This is a genomic window from Nonomuraea sp. NPDC026600 (assembly GCF_040638335.1).
Lineage (GTDB): Bacteria > Actinomycetota > Actinomycetes > Streptosporangiales > Streptosporangiaceae > Nonomuraea.
The window spans coordinates 405695-421334 of sequence record NZ_JBEZYD010000001.1; the positions used below are offsets into that span (position 1 = coordinate 405695).

Genomic DNA, 15640 nt, shown 5'->3' on the forward strand with positions numbered 1-15640 from the left:
TTGACCGGGCGATCGGTCTCGGGAGGTGAACCCGTCAGGCTGGGTCCCGAAAAAGGAACGGGGACCGTCTCTCGACGATCAGCCGGCGAGTGCGTGAGCACAGCCACCTGATCCCCCAACGGTCCCCGCACAGTAGGGCAGCACCGGCGTGACGTGCCCGCCGCTTCTCGCAAGACACCAGCGATCTGCCGCGCTGCCACCTGACCCCCAGGCACCTCTCCGGCGGTCGACTTGACTCCGTGGAGCCCGGGGCTGGAGTGCCCCGGGCGATCCGACCCTTACTTGTCAGACAGCAGCCGTCCACGGAACTGCGGGTGGTCGGTCTCCCAGTATCGCCAGCCTTCGATCCTCGACGGGATGCTCGCGATGCCGGTACCCACTCTGACCTCGCTGCAGTTGTGGAGCCGTGCCCACTGTCCCCAGTGGACGCGGTAACCGAAGACGCGGTACCACATGTTTCCGTACTTGCCGTCGCTGATCGTCTGCGTGTAGTCGTGGCCCGTGAAGATCATGTGCCTCTTCTCGAGGTGCGGAGTGACCTCCAGATTCACCGCGCGGACGATTTCGTCAGTGGTGACCACGTTGCGGACTGCGGTGTCGTCCGACCTTCTGTGCGAGACGAACCTGTTCTTGTCGGCCTCCACGAACGCGAGCACCTCGAACTCGTGGTGGACCGAGACGGTCATCTCCCCGCCGGGACCGTCGGTGTAGCGGGTGCGCGGAATGAAGAAGTTGTGCGGCCTGAGGGAATGAACCCTGATGAAGGTGCCCGCCTCACAGCCACCCCCGTCTCCGACCAGGACTGGCTCGCGGAGTTTGTGGTCGAGGAAGTGGTGGCGGTCCCTGGGGTCCGGCGTCGGACCATTCGCGAAGGCCGGGTTGGTCGTGGTGCCGGCAAGGGCCACGGACAGGGATCCTGCCACGGCCAGCGTCATCAGCCCTTTTGCCGAGCGCCGCCGCCGCGCCGGCTGGGTCGGTATGGCTGTGGCGTCGGTTTTGGGAGTGTGCGTGAACATAGAGGTACCGTTTCTTTTGGAGCGCGGCCGTGACCGCGGCTAACCCATTGGCCGGAAGACGGCCCATGCCTGCCCGCTGGGCGACCCAGCGTGACAGGAAAAATACTTACAGTCGCCGCTGGGCTATTTCCGCCGCCACGCCGAAAGGGATTTCCCCGGACAGGGAAAGCAAAGGTGAAAAAACATCAGTGAATGACTAACCCGGCCAGTTATCCCGCCGAACCACCAGACACGACAGCCCCCGGGAGATCACCTCCTCAGGGGCCGCGCCGATGTGACAGCTGTCACGACAGTCGTTGCGCCTTGCTCAGCAGTCGCTGCGCCACCACCACCAGTGCCAGGAACGCCCCGCTGACCACCTGCTGGAAGGCCGACGTCAGGCTCCCCACCTGGTTGATCAGGCTTTGGATCACCCCCAGGAGCAGAACCCCCGCCACCGTCCCGGTGATCCCGCCCGCGCCGCCGGTCAGCAGGGTGCCGCCGATGACGACGGCGGCGATCGCGTCCAGTTCCAGCCCGATGCCCAGGATCGTGACCCCGGACGAGAGCCGGGCCGCGTTCAGCGCGCCCGCGAGGCCCGCCAGCAGGGCCGACATCACGTACACGGCCACCTTGGTGCGCGCCACGGGCACGCCCATGAGCGCCGCCGCCTGCTCGTTGCCGCCGATCGCGTAGACGTTCTGCCCGAAGCCGGTCCGCTGCAGCAGCACCATCGCGACCAGCGCCAGCGTCGCGGTGATGTACACGGGGTACGTCAGGCCGAGCAACTCCCCCTGCCCCAATGACGCAAAAGCAGGATTTTTCACCAAATAGGTGGTGGCTCCCTCGTTCGACATGGTGAGCATCAACCCCCGCACACCCAACAAGCCCGCCAATGTCACGATAAAAGGAGCCATACCGGTGCGAGCTATGACGAGGCCCTGCAACAAGCCGACCACCCCGCACGCGCCCAACGGCAACGCCAGCGCCATGAGCAGGCCGTACTGGGACCCGTAGGCCGCCAGCACTCCACCCAGCACGAAGAGCGATCCCACCGACAGGTCGATCCCGCCGCTGATGATCACGAACGTCATCCCGATCGCGATGATCGCCAGGAACGACGACGAGACCACCACGCTGGCCGCGTTCCCCGCCGTGGCGAAGGAGTCGAAGGCCAGGCTGCCCACGATCACCAGCAGCGCCAGCACCATGAGCGCCCCATGCTGCTGGAGCACCCGGCTCGCCTGCTCACGCCGTGAAGAGGCTACGGAGATCATCGGTTCGCACGCTCCCTGGTGGCGTAGACGGCGGCCAGGATGATGACCGCCTGGACCATCTGGGTCCACGACTGCGGCAGATTGTGCTTGATCAGCGTCGCCGCGAGCAGTTGCATGAGCAGCGCGCCCATGACCGTGCTGAGCACCCTGATCCGCCCGCCGGTGAGCGGCGTGCCGCCGACCACGACGGCGGTGATCGCCGACAGCTCGATGAACAGGCCGAGCGACGTCGGGTCGCTGGCCTGCAGGCGGGCCGTCGCCAGCACCCCGGCCAGCGCGGCGAGCAGCCCGGAGATCACGTACACGATCAGCAGCACCCGTTTGACCGGCAGCCCGGACAGCTCGCTGGCCGAGCGGTTGCCGCCGATCGCGACGACCTGCCGGCCGAACGTCGTGCGCCGCACCACGAACAGCATGATCAGCGTCAGCGCCGCCGCGATCAGCACGATGACCGGGATCCCGGCCACCGAACTGCTGCCCAACGCGATCAGGTCCGGGTTGCGGAACTCGACGAGCTGCGGCACCAGGACGTTCGCGATGCCGCGTACGCCGACGAGCAGCGCCAGGGTGGCCACGATCGGCTGGACGCCCACGTAGGCGACCAGGGCTCCGCCCGCCGCGCCGACGACCGCCCCGCCGATCACGGCGACGATCAGCGCGGGCAGCGCGCCGTACCCCAGGTAGAGGGCGACGAGCGCGGCGGCCAGCGCCATGACCGAGCCGACGGACAGGTCGATGCCCTGGGTGCCGATCACCAGCGCCATGCCGAGCGACACGATCACGATGGGCGTGACCTGGACGAACTGGGTGCGGAAGTTCGACGCGTCGAGGAAGTGCGGCGTGAACAGCACGTTGAACAGCAGCAGCGCCAGCACGGCCGCGTACACGCCGTAGTCCTGCACCCAGGCGAAGATCCGTGGCTTGAGGTCGGTCCGGAGCGCCGGTTTCGAGGTGAGCTCAGTCATCGGACCGCTCCGCGATCGTCGCCATGTCATCGGACTGCTCCGCGATCGTCGCCATGATCCTCTCCTCGGTCACCTGGTCACCGGTCAGCTCCCCGACGACCGCGCCCTCGCGCAGCACCAGGATGCGGTCGGCGCCCTCGACCAGCTCCTCCAGGTCGGAGGAGATCAGCAGCACGCCCAGCCCCTCGGCGGCCAGCTCGTCGATCAGCGCCTGCACCTCGGCCTTGGCGCCCACGTCGATGCCGCGGGTGGGCTCGTCGAGCAGCAGCACCTTGGGACGTACGGCCAGCCAGCGGGCCAGCAGCACCTTCTGCTGGTTGCCGCCGGACAGCTCCGACACGAGCTGGTTCGGCGAGGCCGCCTTGATGCGCAGCCGCCGCATGAAGATCTCGACCATCCGGTCGATCTTCGCGTCGGAGACCACGCCCGCCCTGGCCAGGGCGGGCAGGGCGGCCAGCGCGATGTTCTCGCGGACGGACAGGGTCGGGACGATCCCCTCGGCCTTGCGGTCCTCGGGCAGCAGGCTGATGCCCGCCCTGATCGCCGCGGTCGTGGAGCCGCCGCGCAGCGGCAGCCCGGCCACGAGCACCTGCCCGCCGTCGAGGGGCATCGCGCCGACGATCGCCTTGGCGGTCTCGGTACGCCCTGCGCCGAGCAGACCGCCGAGACCCACGACCTCGCCAGGCCGTACGGACACATCGATCCCGTCCAGAACGTGCCGCCGGGTGAGGCCGCGCGCCTCGACGGCCAGTGGCTCCTGGCCGCCCGCGGCGCGGTGGCGATCGCGGGAGAACCTGGTCAGGCCGTCGGCTTTGACCTCGTCCAGGTCGCGGCCCAGCATGAGCGAGATGAGCTTGAGCCGGTCCAGCCCGGCGAGCGGCCCGGTGTGCGCGACGCGGCCGTCGCGGAGCACGGTGACCCGGTCGCACACCTGGTAGAGCTCGTCGAGCCGGTGGCTGACGTACATGACCGCGATGCCCTCGCCGCGCAGCCGCCTGATCACCCCGAACAGCGTCTCGACCTCGCGCGGCTCCAGGGACGAGGTGGGCTCATCCATGATGACCACGCGGGCGTCGACGGCCACGGCCCTGGCCAGGGCGACCATCTGCTGGGCGCCGATGCCGAGTGTGCGCAGCGGCCGCCTGACGTCGGTCTCGACGCCGTAGCCGGACAGGATCCGGGCGGCTTCGGCGTACATCCTCGTGGCGTCGATGACCCCGAAGCGGCCGCGTGGCTCGCGGCCGAGCAGCAGGTTGCGGGCGACGCTCATCATCGGGACGAGGTTGACCTCCTGGTAGATGGTGGAGATCCCGGCGCGCTGCGCGTCGAGCGGCGTGCCGAAGGCGGCGGGCGCGCCAAGGTGGCGCAGTTCGCCGCCGTCGGGATGGTACACGCCGGTGAAGACCTTGATCAGTGTGGACTTGCCCGCGCCGTTCTCCCCCACGAGGGCGTGCACCTCGCCGGGGAGGAGGGCGAGATGCACACCGTCGAGAGCGAGTATGCCGGGGAAGCGCTTGCTGATCCCCTTCGCCTCGAGAACCGCTGCCAAATCAGTACGCCTCACCGAGGGAGTCCTTGGCGTTGGACGTGTCGTAGTCGCGGTCGGAGATGATCACCTTGTCGGGGATGGCCTGGCCGTCGAGGAACTTCCGCGCGGTCTCGAAGGCGAGCGGCCCGAAGCGGGGGTTCGACTCGATGACCGCGTGCAGCCAGCCGTCGGCGATGCCCTGGACGGCGCTGCGGGTGCCGTCGACGGACACGATCTTGATGGTGCCCGCCTCCTTGCCCGCGCCCTTCAGAGCGGTGACCGCGCCGAGCGCCATCTCGTCGTTCTCCGCGTAGATGCCGTTGATGTCGGGGTTGGACTGGATGAGCTGCTCGGTGACCTGCTGGCCCTTCTCGCGGGCGAACTCACCGGTCTGCTCGAAGGAGATCTGGATGCCCGGCGCCTTCTCCGCGATCCGCTCCTTGAAGCCGTCGGTCCGCTCGGTGGTGACGTTGTTGCCAGGCGCGCCGAGCAGGATGGCGACCTTGCCCTTGCCGGACAGGGCGTCGATCATCCGGTCGGCGGCCCGCTTGCCCTGCTCGTGGAAGTCGGAGCCGATGAACGTCAGGTAGTCGCTGCACGCCTTGGCGTTGATCTTCCTGTCGACCGTGATGATCGGCACCTTCTTGGCCGCGGCCTGCTGGAGTACCGGCTCCCAGCCGTCGGAGTTCAGCGGCGCGATGACCAGCAGCTGCACGCCTTGGGCGATGAGCTGCTGCACGTCGGTGATCTGCTTGGAGAACTGCGACTGAGCGTTGGTGACCTTGAGGTTGGCGATGCCGAGCTTGGCCGCCTCGTCCTTGATCGACTTGGTCTCGGCGATCCGGAACGGGTTGGCCTCCTTCTCCGACTGGGAGAAGCCGACGGTGGCCGTCTTGAGGTCGAACTTCTTGCCGCCGAACTGGTCGAGCGTGCACGTCGGTCCCGCCGAACCACTGGGGCTCTGCACGACCTGCTGCCCGGCCGTGCTGGTGGCGGCGGGCGCGCTCTGCGGCTCCTCCGACTTGGCGCACGCCGACGCGGTGAGGAGTACGGCCAGCGCCAGGCAGGTTGTCCGGAGATTCATAGGGGTTCCTTCCTGTCAGCCGCAAGCCGGGGAGATCTGGTCGGTGAGCGCCTTGTTCGCGTCGTGGACCCGGGCGACGTCGGGCTTGGTGACGGCTCTGTCGTAGGTCATGAGGCCGTTGAGCTCGGTCTCGACGTCGGTGGTCTGGGTGTAGATCGCCGCGCTGAGCTGGTCGCAGGCGTGCAGCTTCCGCAACTCCTGGGCCATGCCGACGTAGCGGGTGGTGAGGGCTTCGGCGTCGGGTTCGACCGCATAGCCCCAGCCGCCGCCGGACCAGGTGTGGCCGATGAGCGGGAGGCCGAGGCCGCCGTACTCGCCGATCACGACCGCGCGGATGTCGGTGGGCTTGCCGGGGACGCCCGGACCTGGGTAGATGTGGTAGTCCTTGACGTCGCCGTTGCCGCCGTCGCGGGCGCCGCAGCAGTTGATGCCGCTCATGTTGTTCACCAGGCGGGACGGGTCCCAGCTCTTGACCAGGTCGGCGATGCGGGCCTGGTCGTACTGGCCCCAGCCCTCGTTGAAGGGCACCCACATGATGATCGACGGGCTGCTGCGGTGCTGGTCCACCAGCTCGCGCAGCTCGGTCTCGAACTGCGGCTTGTCGCCGGTCCTGAACATGGCGGGCATGTCCTGCCAGACGAGCAGGCCGAGCTTGTCGGCGTGGTAGTACCAGCGGTCGGACTCGACCTTGGTGTGCTTGCGCACGGTGTTGAAGCCGAGCTTCTTGGTCTGCACGAGGTCGTACTTGAGCGCTTCGTCGGTAGGTGCGGTGTAGATGCCGTCCGGCCAGAAACCCTGGTCGAGCGGGCCCATCTGGAAGACCGGCCGGCCGTTGAGGAGCATCCGGTTGTTCTCCAGCGCGATGGTGCGCATCCCGAAGTAGGACGTGATCTCGTCCTGCTTCACCCGGACCGTGAGGTCGTACAGGAACGGTTTGTCCGGCGACCACAGCTTGGGGTTCGGCACCGGCAGCCGGAGCTCCGTGCCGACGGGCCCGGTGATCGTGCCCACGACCTTGTGGCCGTCCTTGGCCACGACCACGGCGGTGCCGGCCGAGCCCTGGACGGTGACGCGCAGCGCCTTGCCCGCGACGTCGGGCACGGTGTCGACGCGGTCGATGTGCTGCTTGGCGACGGGCTCCATCCAGACGGTCTGCCAGATGCCGGAGACGGCGGTGTACCAGATGCCGCTCGGGTCGAGCCGCTGCTTGCCGATGGGCTGCTGCCCGCTGTCGGTGGGGTCGGTGACGCCGACGACGAGCTCCTGGGATCCGCCGCGCTTGAGCGCGTCGGTCACGTCCACGGTGATCCGGCCGTAGCCGCCCTTGTGCGCGCCGACCTGCTTGCCGTTCACGTAGATCGTGGCGTCCCAGTCGATCGCGTCCAGGTGCAGCAGCAGGCGCTCGCCGCTCCACGAGCGCGGTACCTCGAACGTCCTGCGGTACCACATGCGGTCCTCGTGCCGGCCGATGCCGGACAGCTGCGATTCCACCGGGTACGGGACGACGATGCGTTCGGCCAGGTCACGGCCGGTGGGGGCGGCCTCGCCCGGCTTGGCGGCGGCGAACTGCCAGGTGCCGTTGAGGCTGCGCCACCTGTCCCTGACCAGTTGGGGGCGCGGGTACTCGGGCAGCGGGTTCGCCGGGTTCACGTCCTTGGACCAGCGGGTCTTGAGGATGTAGGCGGACTCGTTGGCGACGAAGGCGTAGGGGAACGCGGCGACGGGGGTGCCGTCGGCGAAGGAGAGGCCGGTGCCGTCGTAGGCGGCGCGCAGTGCGCTCCCCGCCTTAGCCGGAACCGGATATTTCAGCTTAAGCACCACCGTGTCCCGATTTTTCAGGGCTACGGAGGTTACGGGCCATTTGGTGCCGGCGACCGTGAGGACCAGGTGGTCGGTCAGGTCGGCGGGCAGCGGGGCGAGCGGCTTGGCGAACGTCAGCGTGGCCAGGTCACCCGTCGAACCGACCTTCGCCTCGGTGGGCCCGGGCGGGTCGAACCCGTCCGGCGGCGTGAAGGCTTCGGACGGCACGGCCACCTTCGGCCGGCTGGCGCTCTGCCAGCGCAGGTGCAGGTTCGCCCCGCCGAAGTGCTCGAAGTACTCGACCTTGATGTCGTAGTCCTTGCCCGCCTCCAGCGCGATGGGCGTGCCCACCTGCTCCCTGTCCCAGTCGTCCACCCAGTGGTCGATGACGGCCTTGCCGTCCACCCACAGGCGGAAGCCGTTGTCGCCGATGATCGAGAACGTGTACGTCTCGGAGTACTCGGGCCGGATCTTGCCGGTCCACCGGACGGTGACGTCGTCCTCCCTGCCGGTCAGCAGCTTGAACGTCGGGTTGAGGTCGGCCAGTTCCAGGCTCGGGTCCACGACGCTGGCCTTGAGCTCGCCGAAGTCGAACGCGCCGGCCGCCGAGGCGAGGTAGTAGTCGCCGCGCAGCCCGTGCCGTTCGGCCGCGGCGCCCGCCGGGGTGGGAGCCTGCCATAACACGGCCAGCAGCACGGCGATCATTGCCGCGAGTGACTTTCGCACAGAGTGTCCTTTCGCGCTGGGGCATACCCGTCGGTCAGGATCGGACAGGTTATGACCCTGTCTGGCTCCCAAATAAGCATCAGTGGACCGAGCCGGTCAAGATTTCCGATCAAATTCGTTCTCATATGATCAGAGGTGAGCCGGAGTTGAGCATTCGTCTATGATCGGGACGTGAGCGACACGCAGAGCGACGGCCGCAGGCCGGTGTTCGCCGCGGAACGCCGGCAGCGCATCCTCGAGCTGGTGCGTGCCAACGGCGCCGTGTCCCTGCGCGAGCTCGCCCAATCCGTGCGCTCCTCCGAGGTGACCGTCCGCCGCGACCTGCGCGCGCTGGAGTCGGAGGGCCTGCTCAACCGCCATCACGGCGGGGCCACCCTGCCCGGCGAGCTGTCGCGCGAGGCGGGCTACGCGCACAAGGTCTCGCTGGAGTCCGCCGAGAAGGCCGCGATCGCTGACCTCGCCGCGGCGCTGGTCGAGGACGGTGACGCCATAGTCGTCGGGCCCGGCACCACCACGCAGGAGTTCGCCCGCCGCCTGACCAGGCACGCGGAGCTCGCCGTGGTGACCAACTCCCTGCTGGTCGCCCAGGTGCTCGCCGGCTCGCCGCGGATCGAGGTGATGCTGACCGGCGGCACGCTGCGCGGCTCGATCCTGGCCCTGGTGGGCAGCGCGGCCGAGCACTCGCTGTCCGGGCTGCGGGTGCGCCGGGCGTTCGTCTCCGGCAACGGGCTCACCGCCGAACGCGGCCTGTCCACCCCGAACATGCAGGTGGCGGGCGTCGACCGGGCGCTGGCCGCGGCCGCCGAGGAGGTCGTGGTGCTGGCCGACCACACCAAGATCGGCGTCGACACGATGGTGCAGACCGTCGCCGCCGAGCAGATCGGCCACCTGGTCACCGACGAGGGCGCGCCGGGCGACGTGCTCGACGAGCTGAGCGGCAGGGGCGTCAGGCTGCACATCGCCCGTATCTGATCGAATGTGACGTTTCTGTTACTGGATTGTTTCCTTCCGCGACCACGATCGAGGCGGAGGCAAGCGTGCTACAGGTGGCCGGCGTTCTCAAGACGTTCCAGGGCGTGACGGCGCTCGACCACGTCACGCTCTCCGTGCGCCCCGGCGAGGTGCACGCGCTGATCGGCGGTAATGGCGCCGGCAAATCCACCCTGGTCAAGGTGCTGTCCGGCGTCTACCAGCCGGACGCGGGCCAGCTGCGCTACCTGGACGAGCCCGTCAGGTTCGGCAGCCCGGCCGAGGCCAGGCGGGCCGGCTTCGCCACCATCCACCAGGAGACGAACCTCGTCCCGACCATGAGCATCGCCCGCAACCTGCTGCTCGGCAGGGAGCCGCGCAGCCGCCTCGGGCTGATCGACTTCACGGCCGCCAACGCCCGCGCCGAGCAGGTCCTGGCCGAGTACGGCCTGCGTACCGACGTCCGCAAACCCCTGGGCACGCTGGGCGAGGGGGCCAGGCAGCTCGTGGCGCTGGCCAGGGCGGCCACCGCCGACGCCCGGCTGGTCATCATGGACGAGCCCACCTCCGCGCTGGAGCACGCCGAGCTGCAGACGCTGTTCGGCGCGGTGGCCCGGCTGCGTGACGAGGGCCGCTCGGTCGTCTACGTCACCCATCGGCTGGAGGAGCTGTACGAGGTCTGCGACCACGTCACCGTGCTGCGTGACGGCCGCGTCGTGCACACCGGCCCGCTGGCCGGGCTGGATCGCCTCCGGCTGGTGTCGCTCATGCTCGGCCGGCCGTTCCACCCGGTGGAGGAACCGATCGAGCCCGGCGAGCCGGACGAGCCGGGCGACGAGCCGGTCCTGGAGGCGAAGGGGCTCACCCGCCACCACGTGCTCGACGGCGTGTCCTTGGCGGTGCGCGCGGGCGAGGTCGTCGGCCTCGGCGGCCTGCTCGGCGCCGGGCGCAGCGAGACGGCCAGGGCGATCGCCGGTGTCATGCCGGTGGACGCGGGCCAGGTGACCGTGGCCGGGGCGGCGGTCCGCAAGTGGTCGATCAGGAGCGCCATCCGCGCCGGCGTCGGCCTCGTACCCGAGAACAGGAAGACCGAGGGCATCGTCCCCACGCTGTCGGTACGCGACAACATCGCGCTGGCCGCGCTCCCCCGGCTGTCCCGGGCCGGGATCGTCTCCGACACGCAGATCGACGGCATCGTCGACACGTTCATGAAGCGGCTCGGCATCAAGGCCGTCTCGCCGCGCCAGCCCGCGGGCGAGCTGTCGGGCGGCAACCAGCAGAAGGTGCTGCTGGCCCGCTGGCTGGCCATGCACCCCAAGGTGCTGCTGCTCGACGAGCCGACCCGCGGCGTCGACGTGGCCACCAAGCTGGAGATGCAGGCGCTGCTCGACGAACTGGCCGTGGACGGGCTGGCCATCCTGCTGATCTCCTCGGACGTGGCCGAGCTGGCGGGCAACTGCGACAGCGTGGTGGTGCTGCGCGACGGCGCGATCAGCGCGCAGCTCAGTGGCGCCGAGGTGACCGAGGACCGCCTCCTCGCGGCGCTGGCGAAGGGTTAGACCCAGGCGTTCAGGCCAGAATGATCGGATTGCTGAGCGCCGCCATGTGCCCTTCGGAGTGGCGTACTTCGACGCGGACGAACGCCGATTCCGCCGCGCTGGTGCGCCACTCCACGGCGCCTGATCCGTCGCTGGGCACCGGTTCGCGGTGCGCCTTGCCGCGATCGGTGTGAAAGCTGACCGTGCCGGATGGCACACCGCGTACGTCCACCCGTACCAGCGCCGGCTCGTCGCGGGTCTTCAGCCGCTCACCGATCCCGGCGCTGCGATCACCGGCGGAGACCGTGAGCGACAGTTCGATGCCGGCCGACTCGGCGATCCAGCTACGGCCGGCCCGGATGCCGGCGAGGAGCGCGTCCGTGCTCAGTTCCTCGGCCAGCACGACGGTGTGCGGTGTGCCGATCTGGCCTTCCAGATGGGTGTCGCTGTTTCCCATCGCGGGCCGCCATCGCCCGCCGTGGATGTCGGCGGCCAGGCCGCGGCCCCACTCGGCCAGCGCTGCCTCGTTGTCGGCGTTCCAGGGCAGGTCCGAGCTCCACAGCCCGTTCCACACCTCGACCACGTCGAACTTCTCGAATGGATACATGAACACGCCGGAGGGGTACGGCGCGTGCGGGTGGGCCGCCACGCACAGCCCACCGGCTTGACGTACCTGGTCCAGCTGCCGGTCGACCACGTCGTCGCGTAAGCCGTATCGCCAGTCGACCACCTGCCCCGGGTCGATGCCCAGCGCCAGCCAGTGCCCGGTCTGGGTGGTCACCTCCTGGCCCAGGATCACCAGCAGACCGGTGGCGTGCGAACCCCAGGCGGCATGCGCGTCAGACGTGTTGTGCTCGGTGGTCGCGATGAAGTCCAGCCCCGCCTCACGGGCACCGGCCGCGAGCTGCTCCGGCGTCAGCTCTCCGCCGTTCGAACGCACCGAATGCACGTGGCAGTCACCTCGGTACCAGCCACGCCCCCGGCCCGCCACCCGCCTCGGTGGGAAGCGCGACTCCGAAACCCGTTCCGCCCGTTCGTCAGCCTTGGCCATCCCGGCAGCGTAGTTCACGGCGACCAGCGCCCCCATCGTCACGGTCGAGGGGTGTCCAGGTGGTGATGGACGGCCCAGTCGGTGATCGCTTTGGCGATGGTTTCGGGTTGGTCTTCGGGGGCGTGGTGGCCGGCCGGACCGCAGTGCCGGGTCTCCAGAGCGGCGATGTTCGCGGCGCACCACGCGGCCATACGGTCGTCGATGAGCAGGCTCGGCGAGGAGTCGAAGGTGAGCAGGAGCTTGGGGACGTCGGTGCTGGTGGCCAGCCAGGCGTCGTACCGCTCGACGCGTTCGGCGACGTCGGCGGGCTCGCCGTCCAAGGGGAGGGAACGGGCCCATTCCAAAAGGGGGCGACGGCTCTCGCGGGTCGGATAGAACTCCAGATAGGCCTGGATCTCTTCCTCGGGGAGCGGGTTGAGCACGGCCGGCGTGCCGGGCCGCCCAGTCGAAGGCCAGCGATCCGCCCCAATCGTGGCCGACCAGCACCACCTCCTCCAGACCCATCCGGTCGAACCAGGCGTCCAGGTAGCGGGCGTGGTCGCCGAACCGGTATGGCACGTTCGGCCTGCCTGAGCGCCCCATGCCGATGAGGTCGGGGGCCAGCAGCCGGACCTCCGAGCCGACCGCGGGCAGCACCTTGCGCCACAGCCGGGACGAACCAGGATTGCCGTGCAGGAAGACCCAGGCAGCGCCACTGCCGGTCTCCTCGTAGTACATCGTCGAGTCGAGCACATCGATCTGATGCATGTGAACTGTCCTCATATCTCATCGACCGGCTTCCGGGATCTGGCGCGATGACGCCAGACACGACACGTAGCGTGTCGCCTCAGTGAGTATCAGCCCCTCGCGCGCAGCCTGTCAACACGACACGTTCCGTTTCCCTATAGGCTGGGCGCATGCCGAATCCGCCGAATCCGCAACGCCGCAGCGAGAAGAGCCGCCGCGCCACCCTCGACGCGACGCTCGACCTGTGCGCCGAGCAGGGATATGCGCAGGTGACGGTGGAAGGCATAGCCGCCCGTGCGGGCGTGAGCAAGAAAACCGTCTACCGGTGGTGGCCGTCCAAAGGCGCGGTCGTCCTGGAAGCAGTTCACGACGCCGCGGTGCGGCCCACGGTCTTCCCGGACACCGGCGATCTCGCCGCCGACCTGTGTACTCAGCTGTCCGGGGTCATTGACGTGCTGAGCGCGCCGCGCACGCGATCGGCCTTCATCGGGGTGCTCACCGAGGCCCAGCATGACCCCGGCCTCGCCGAGCAACTGCATCACCGGTGGATCGGCCCGCGCATCGATCAGCTCAAGCACCGCCTGCGCAAGGCCCAGGAGCAGGGGCAACTGCCGCCCGGCGCCGATCTGGATGTGATCATGGACCTGGTGTACGGGCCGATCTTCCACCGCCTCATGGTCCATCTCCCGCTGCCCGACGAGGCTTATCTGCGCAAGGTGCTCGACAGCGTTCTTCCTGCGCCCGACCGGCCTTCCCGCGGACGCTGAGCCCAGCGTGGTGGGCTTGCGCGCCTCGCCGGGCCCCATCCGGGAGTCGTCAGGAAGCTGGGCTCATGCCCGTGCTCGCGTAGTGCTCGGCGATTTCGTCGCTCGTCGTCAGCCACACGCCGGGATGGTGGGCGATGTACTCAAGTGCCTGTTCGAGGTACTTCGCGCGGAACGCCTGGCCGATGACGAACGGGTGCAGCGCCAACGCCATGACCCGCCCGCTGTCGGCGGACTCGGCGTAGAGCTGGTCGAACTGGTCCTTGACCAGTTGCACGAAGTCGTCGCCGCTCATGCCGTGCATGGTGAAAATGCCCAGGTCGTTGAGTTCCAGCGAGTACGGCACGCTCAGCATCCCCGGGACGTTCAGCCGGTACGGCTGGTCGTCGTTGGTCCAGTCCAGTACGTAGCTCAGGCCGAGCTCGGCGAGCAGGGACGGCGTCTGGAACGTCTCGGTGAGCGCGGGACCGAGCCAGCCGCGCGGCCGCTGCCCGGTGGCCTTCTGGATGGTTTCGACCACCTCGGTCAGGTAGGCGCGCTCGTCGTCGACGTCGGCCTGGAGCGTGGAGTTGTTCTTGCCGTGGGCGAGCCATGCCCAGCCGCGGGCGTTGCCCGCCTCGATGATCTGGGGGTACTGCTCGCACACGTCGGCGTTGAGCAACGTGCTCGCCCGGAGCCCGTGCCGGTCGAGAATCTCCATCACGCGCCAGATCGCCACCCGCGGCCCGTAGTCCCGCCAGCCGTAGTTCAGCGGATCCGGCACCAGCGCCGCGGTCGCTTCGTTGATGCTGGTGGAGGGGCGGTCGATCGTGAAGTGCTCAACGTTCAGGCCCACGTAGAAGGCGACACGGGCGCCGCCCGGCCAGCGGATCGGTTCGCGTCCGACGATCGGGCTGTAGTCGAACAGGGCGTTCTCCATCGCGTTTCCTCTCGGATTGCGTCACGGCCCCGTCAAGGGCTGCCTGTCCATAAAGGTAGGAATCCGAGCGCTCCGTCAGGAGGGCCGAAGGCGCCACCGAGTGGGCCGAAGGCGCCAACCAAATCGCGACATATCCTCTTTTTCCGGTATGTCACGCTTGGAGGATCGCCGCCCCGGAAGACAGGCCGTTGATGGTGAACAACACGATGCGAGACGGCGTGGTGGCAGACACCGCGAAAGGGACCGTCTCCCCTCATCTGACCCGCCTGCTGCTCCGCGCGGGCATAGCAGCCGGCCTGGATCGGTCTCGCCTGGTCGGCGTTCCCGGCCTCGCCGTGCTGGATGAGAACGGGATCCGCATCCCCACCGCGACCTGTCTGCGGGTCTGGGAACTGATCTCCAGCTCGATGTGGGAAACGGGTGCCAGCAGACGGGTCATGGAGCTGTGGCGGCCGGGCGCGCTGGGTGTGTGGGACTACCTGTTCTCCGTCTCCGGCACCCTCGGCGACGCGCTCGGCGCCTCCAGCCGCCACTTCACGGCCATCGCCGACCCCGCCGACCGGCTCCTCGTGACACGCGACGACGACGGCGGAACGACGGTCAGCTGGCAAGGCCCCTACCGCGACCATCCGGAATACCCGCTGATCGCGGAATTCGTGCCGTACATGCTGCTCACGCTGACGAGCTTGGCAGCCGGGCGACGGCTCACACCGGCGCGCGTACGGCTACCGCACCGCCCGCCCACCGCCGCCAAGCGTCTTGTCGGGCTGTACGACACCAGAAGCATCGAGTTCGAGGCCGACCATCCCTCGATCACGTTCGCCGAGGCGGACATGGACGTTCCCCTGCCTCGCGCCGACCCCGCGCTCGCCGCGATCCTGGACGACCACGCGCGACTGTCCCTTGCGGCCGCCCGGCCGGTGCTGGGCTGGCTCGACCGCTTCCACGCCGTTCTCGAGTCCGCGGTCGCCGACGGCCCGCCGGGCCTGGACCAGGTGGCCGGCCGTCTGGCCATGAGCCCCCGGACCCTCCAGCGCCGCTTGCGCGAGGAGGGCACCGGCTGGCGGGAAGAGCTGGAGAAGCTTCGGCAGCGCCGGGTGGACCGCCTGCTGCGGGAGACCTCGCTCAGCGTGGAGTCCATCGCCGCACGGGTCGGCTTCACCGACTCCCGGGCGCTGCGGCGAGCCATCCACCGCTGGTACGGCCACGGCCCAGCCGCCATCCGCGCGAGCGGCCCGGCCTAGCCACCAGCTCCACGCTGCCCCTCCCCGCCCCAAGACTTTCCCGAGCGATTTGAT

12 protein-coding genes are annotated in these 15640 nt (G+C 69.0%); 4 read left to right on the plus strand and 8 right to left on the minus strand.

Translation table 11 applies throughout. The annotated features are described in order from the left end of the window. Window positions 1-278: 278 nt before the first annotated feature. The 6 genes from AB0F17_RS01925 to AB0F17_RS01950 all read right to left on the minus strand — a co-directional run bounded on the left by AB0F17_RS01925 (window position 279) and on the right by AB0F17_RS01950 (window position 8375). On the minus strand, window positions 279-1016 hold the full coding sequence (locus tag AB0F17_RS01925) for a hypothetical protein (protein ID WP_358014613.1): 738 nt from the start codon (window positions 1014-1016) through the stop codon (window positions 279-281). Between the two features lie 284 nt (window positions 1017-1300). Continuing rightward, window positions 1301-2272, minus strand: a complete 972-nt coding sequence (locus AB0F17_RS01930; RefSeq protein WP_358014616.1) for an ABC transporter permease — start codon at window positions 2270-2272, stop codon at window positions 1301-1303. After that, the gene (locus AB0F17_RS01935; RefSeq protein ID WP_358014618.1) at window positions 2269-3237 is read right to left on the minus strand and encodes an ABC transporter permease; all 969 of its coding nucleotides are present in this window, start codon (window positions 3235-3237) and stop codon (window positions 2269-2271) included. Before AB0F17_RS01935 ends, AB0F17_RS01930 begins: the two co-directional genes overlap by 4 nt. Then, window positions 3230-4801 (minus strand): sugar ABC transporter ATP-binding protein, encoded by a 1572-nt coding sequence (locus AB0F17_RS01940; RefSeq protein WP_358014620.1) that lies wholly within the window; start codon window positions 4799-4801, stop codon window positions 3230-3232. Before AB0F17_RS01940 ends, AB0F17_RS01935 begins: the two co-directional genes overlap by 8 nt. Beyond that, the gene (locus tag AB0F17_RS01945; RefSeq protein ID WP_358014622.1) at window positions 4788-5849 is read right to left on the minus strand and encodes an ABC transporter substrate-binding protein; all 1062 of its coding nucleotides are present in this window, start codon (window positions 5847-5849) and stop codon (window positions 4788-4790) included. Before AB0F17_RS01945 ends, AB0F17_RS01940 begins: the two co-directional genes overlap by 14 nt. A 15-nt stretch (window positions 5850-5864) precedes the next feature. Continuing rightward, window positions 5865-8375 carry a PA14 domain-containing protein gene (locus AB0F17_RS01950; RefSeq protein WP_358014624.1) on the minus strand — a complete coding sequence of 837 codons (2511 nt, stop codon included), beginning with the start codon at window positions 8373-8375 and terminating at the stop codon, window positions 5865-5867. 171 nt (window positions 8376-8546) lie between these two features. Between AB0F17_RS01950 and AB0F17_RS01955 the strand changes: the two genes are divergently transcribed. Beyond that, window positions 8547-9347 (plus strand): DeoR/GlpR family DNA-binding transcription regulator, encoded by an 801-nt coding sequence (locus AB0F17_RS01955; protein WP_358014626.1) that lies wholly within the window; start codon window positions 8547-8549, stop codon window positions 9345-9347. Between the two features lie 74 nt (window positions 9348-9421). Further along, entirely contained in the window at window positions 9422-10903 is a 1482-nt protein-coding gene (locus AB0F17_RS01960; RefSeq protein ID WP_358014629.1) for a sugar ABC transporter ATP-binding protein, read from the plus strand. Between the two features lie 10 nt (window positions 10904-10913). On the opposite strand, the gene AB0F17_RS01965 is transcribed toward AB0F17_RS01960, so the two are convergent. Continuing rightward, a complete protein-coding gene (locus tag AB0F17_RS01965; protein WP_358014631.1) occupies window positions 10914-12695 on the minus strand; it encodes an alpha/beta fold hydrolase in 1782 nt (593 codons plus the stop codon). Between the two features lie 134 nt (window positions 12696-12829). Between AB0F17_RS01965 and AB0F17_RS01970 the strand changes: the two genes are divergently transcribed. Beyond that, the gene (locus tag AB0F17_RS01970) at window positions 12830-13426 is read left to right on the plus strand and encodes a TetR/AcrR family transcriptional regulator (protein WP_358014633.1); all 597 of its coding nucleotides are present in this window, start codon (window positions 12830-12832) and stop codon (window positions 13424-13426) included. 49 nt (window positions 13427-13475) lie between these two features. Here AB0F17_RS01970 and AB0F17_RS01975 read toward each other — a convergent pair whose 3' ends face one another. Next, complete coding sequence (locus tag AB0F17_RS01975; protein ID WP_358014636.1) at window positions 13476-14342, minus strand: polysaccharide deacetylase family protein; 867 nt, start codon at window positions 14340-14342, stop codon at window positions 13476-13478. Between the two features lie 191 nt (window positions 14343-14533). Between AB0F17_RS01975 and AB0F17_RS01980 the strand changes: the two genes are divergently transcribed. Further along, window positions 14534-15586, plus strand: coding sequence for an AraC family transcriptional regulator ligand-binding domain-containing protein (locus tag AB0F17_RS01980; RefSeq protein ID WP_358014639.1), 1053 nt, complete (start codon window positions 14534-14536; stop codon window positions 15584-15586). The last annotated feature ends 54 nt before the right edge of the window (window positions 15587-15640 follow it).

Coding starts and splice junctions, on each gene's coding strand:
- AB0F17_RS01925 (WP_358014613.1), bottom strand. CDS start 1,016: ATGTTCACGCACACTCCCAAAACCGACGCCACAGCCATACCGACCCAG.
- AB0F17_RS01930 (WP_358014616.1), bottom strand. CDS start 2,272: ATGATCTCCGTAGCCTCTTCACGGCGTGAGCAGGCGAGCCGGGTGCTC.
- AB0F17_RS01935 (WP_358014618.1), bottom strand. CDS start 3,237: ATGACTGAGCTCACCTCGAAACCGGCGCTCCGGACCGACCTCAAGCCA.
- AB0F17_RS01945 (WP_358014622.1), bottom strand. CDS start 5,849: ATGAATCTCCGGACAACCTGCCTGGCGCTGGCCGTACTCCTCACCGCG.
- AB0F17_RS01965 (WP_358014631.1), bottom strand. CDS start 12,695: ATGAGGACAGTTCACATGCATCAGATCGATGTGCTCGACTCGACGATG.
- AB0F17_RS01970 (WP_358014633.1), top strand. CDS start 12,830: ATGCCGAATCCGCCGAATCCGCAACGCCGCAGCGAGAAGAGCCGCCGC.
- AB0F17_RS01975 (WP_358014636.1), bottom strand. CDS start 14,342: ATGGAGAACGCCCTGTTCGACTACAGCCCGATCGTCGGACGCGAACCG.
- AB0F17_RS01980 (WP_358014639.1), top strand. CDS start 14,534: ATGGTGAACAACACGATGCGAGACGGCGTGGTGGCAGACACCGCGAAA.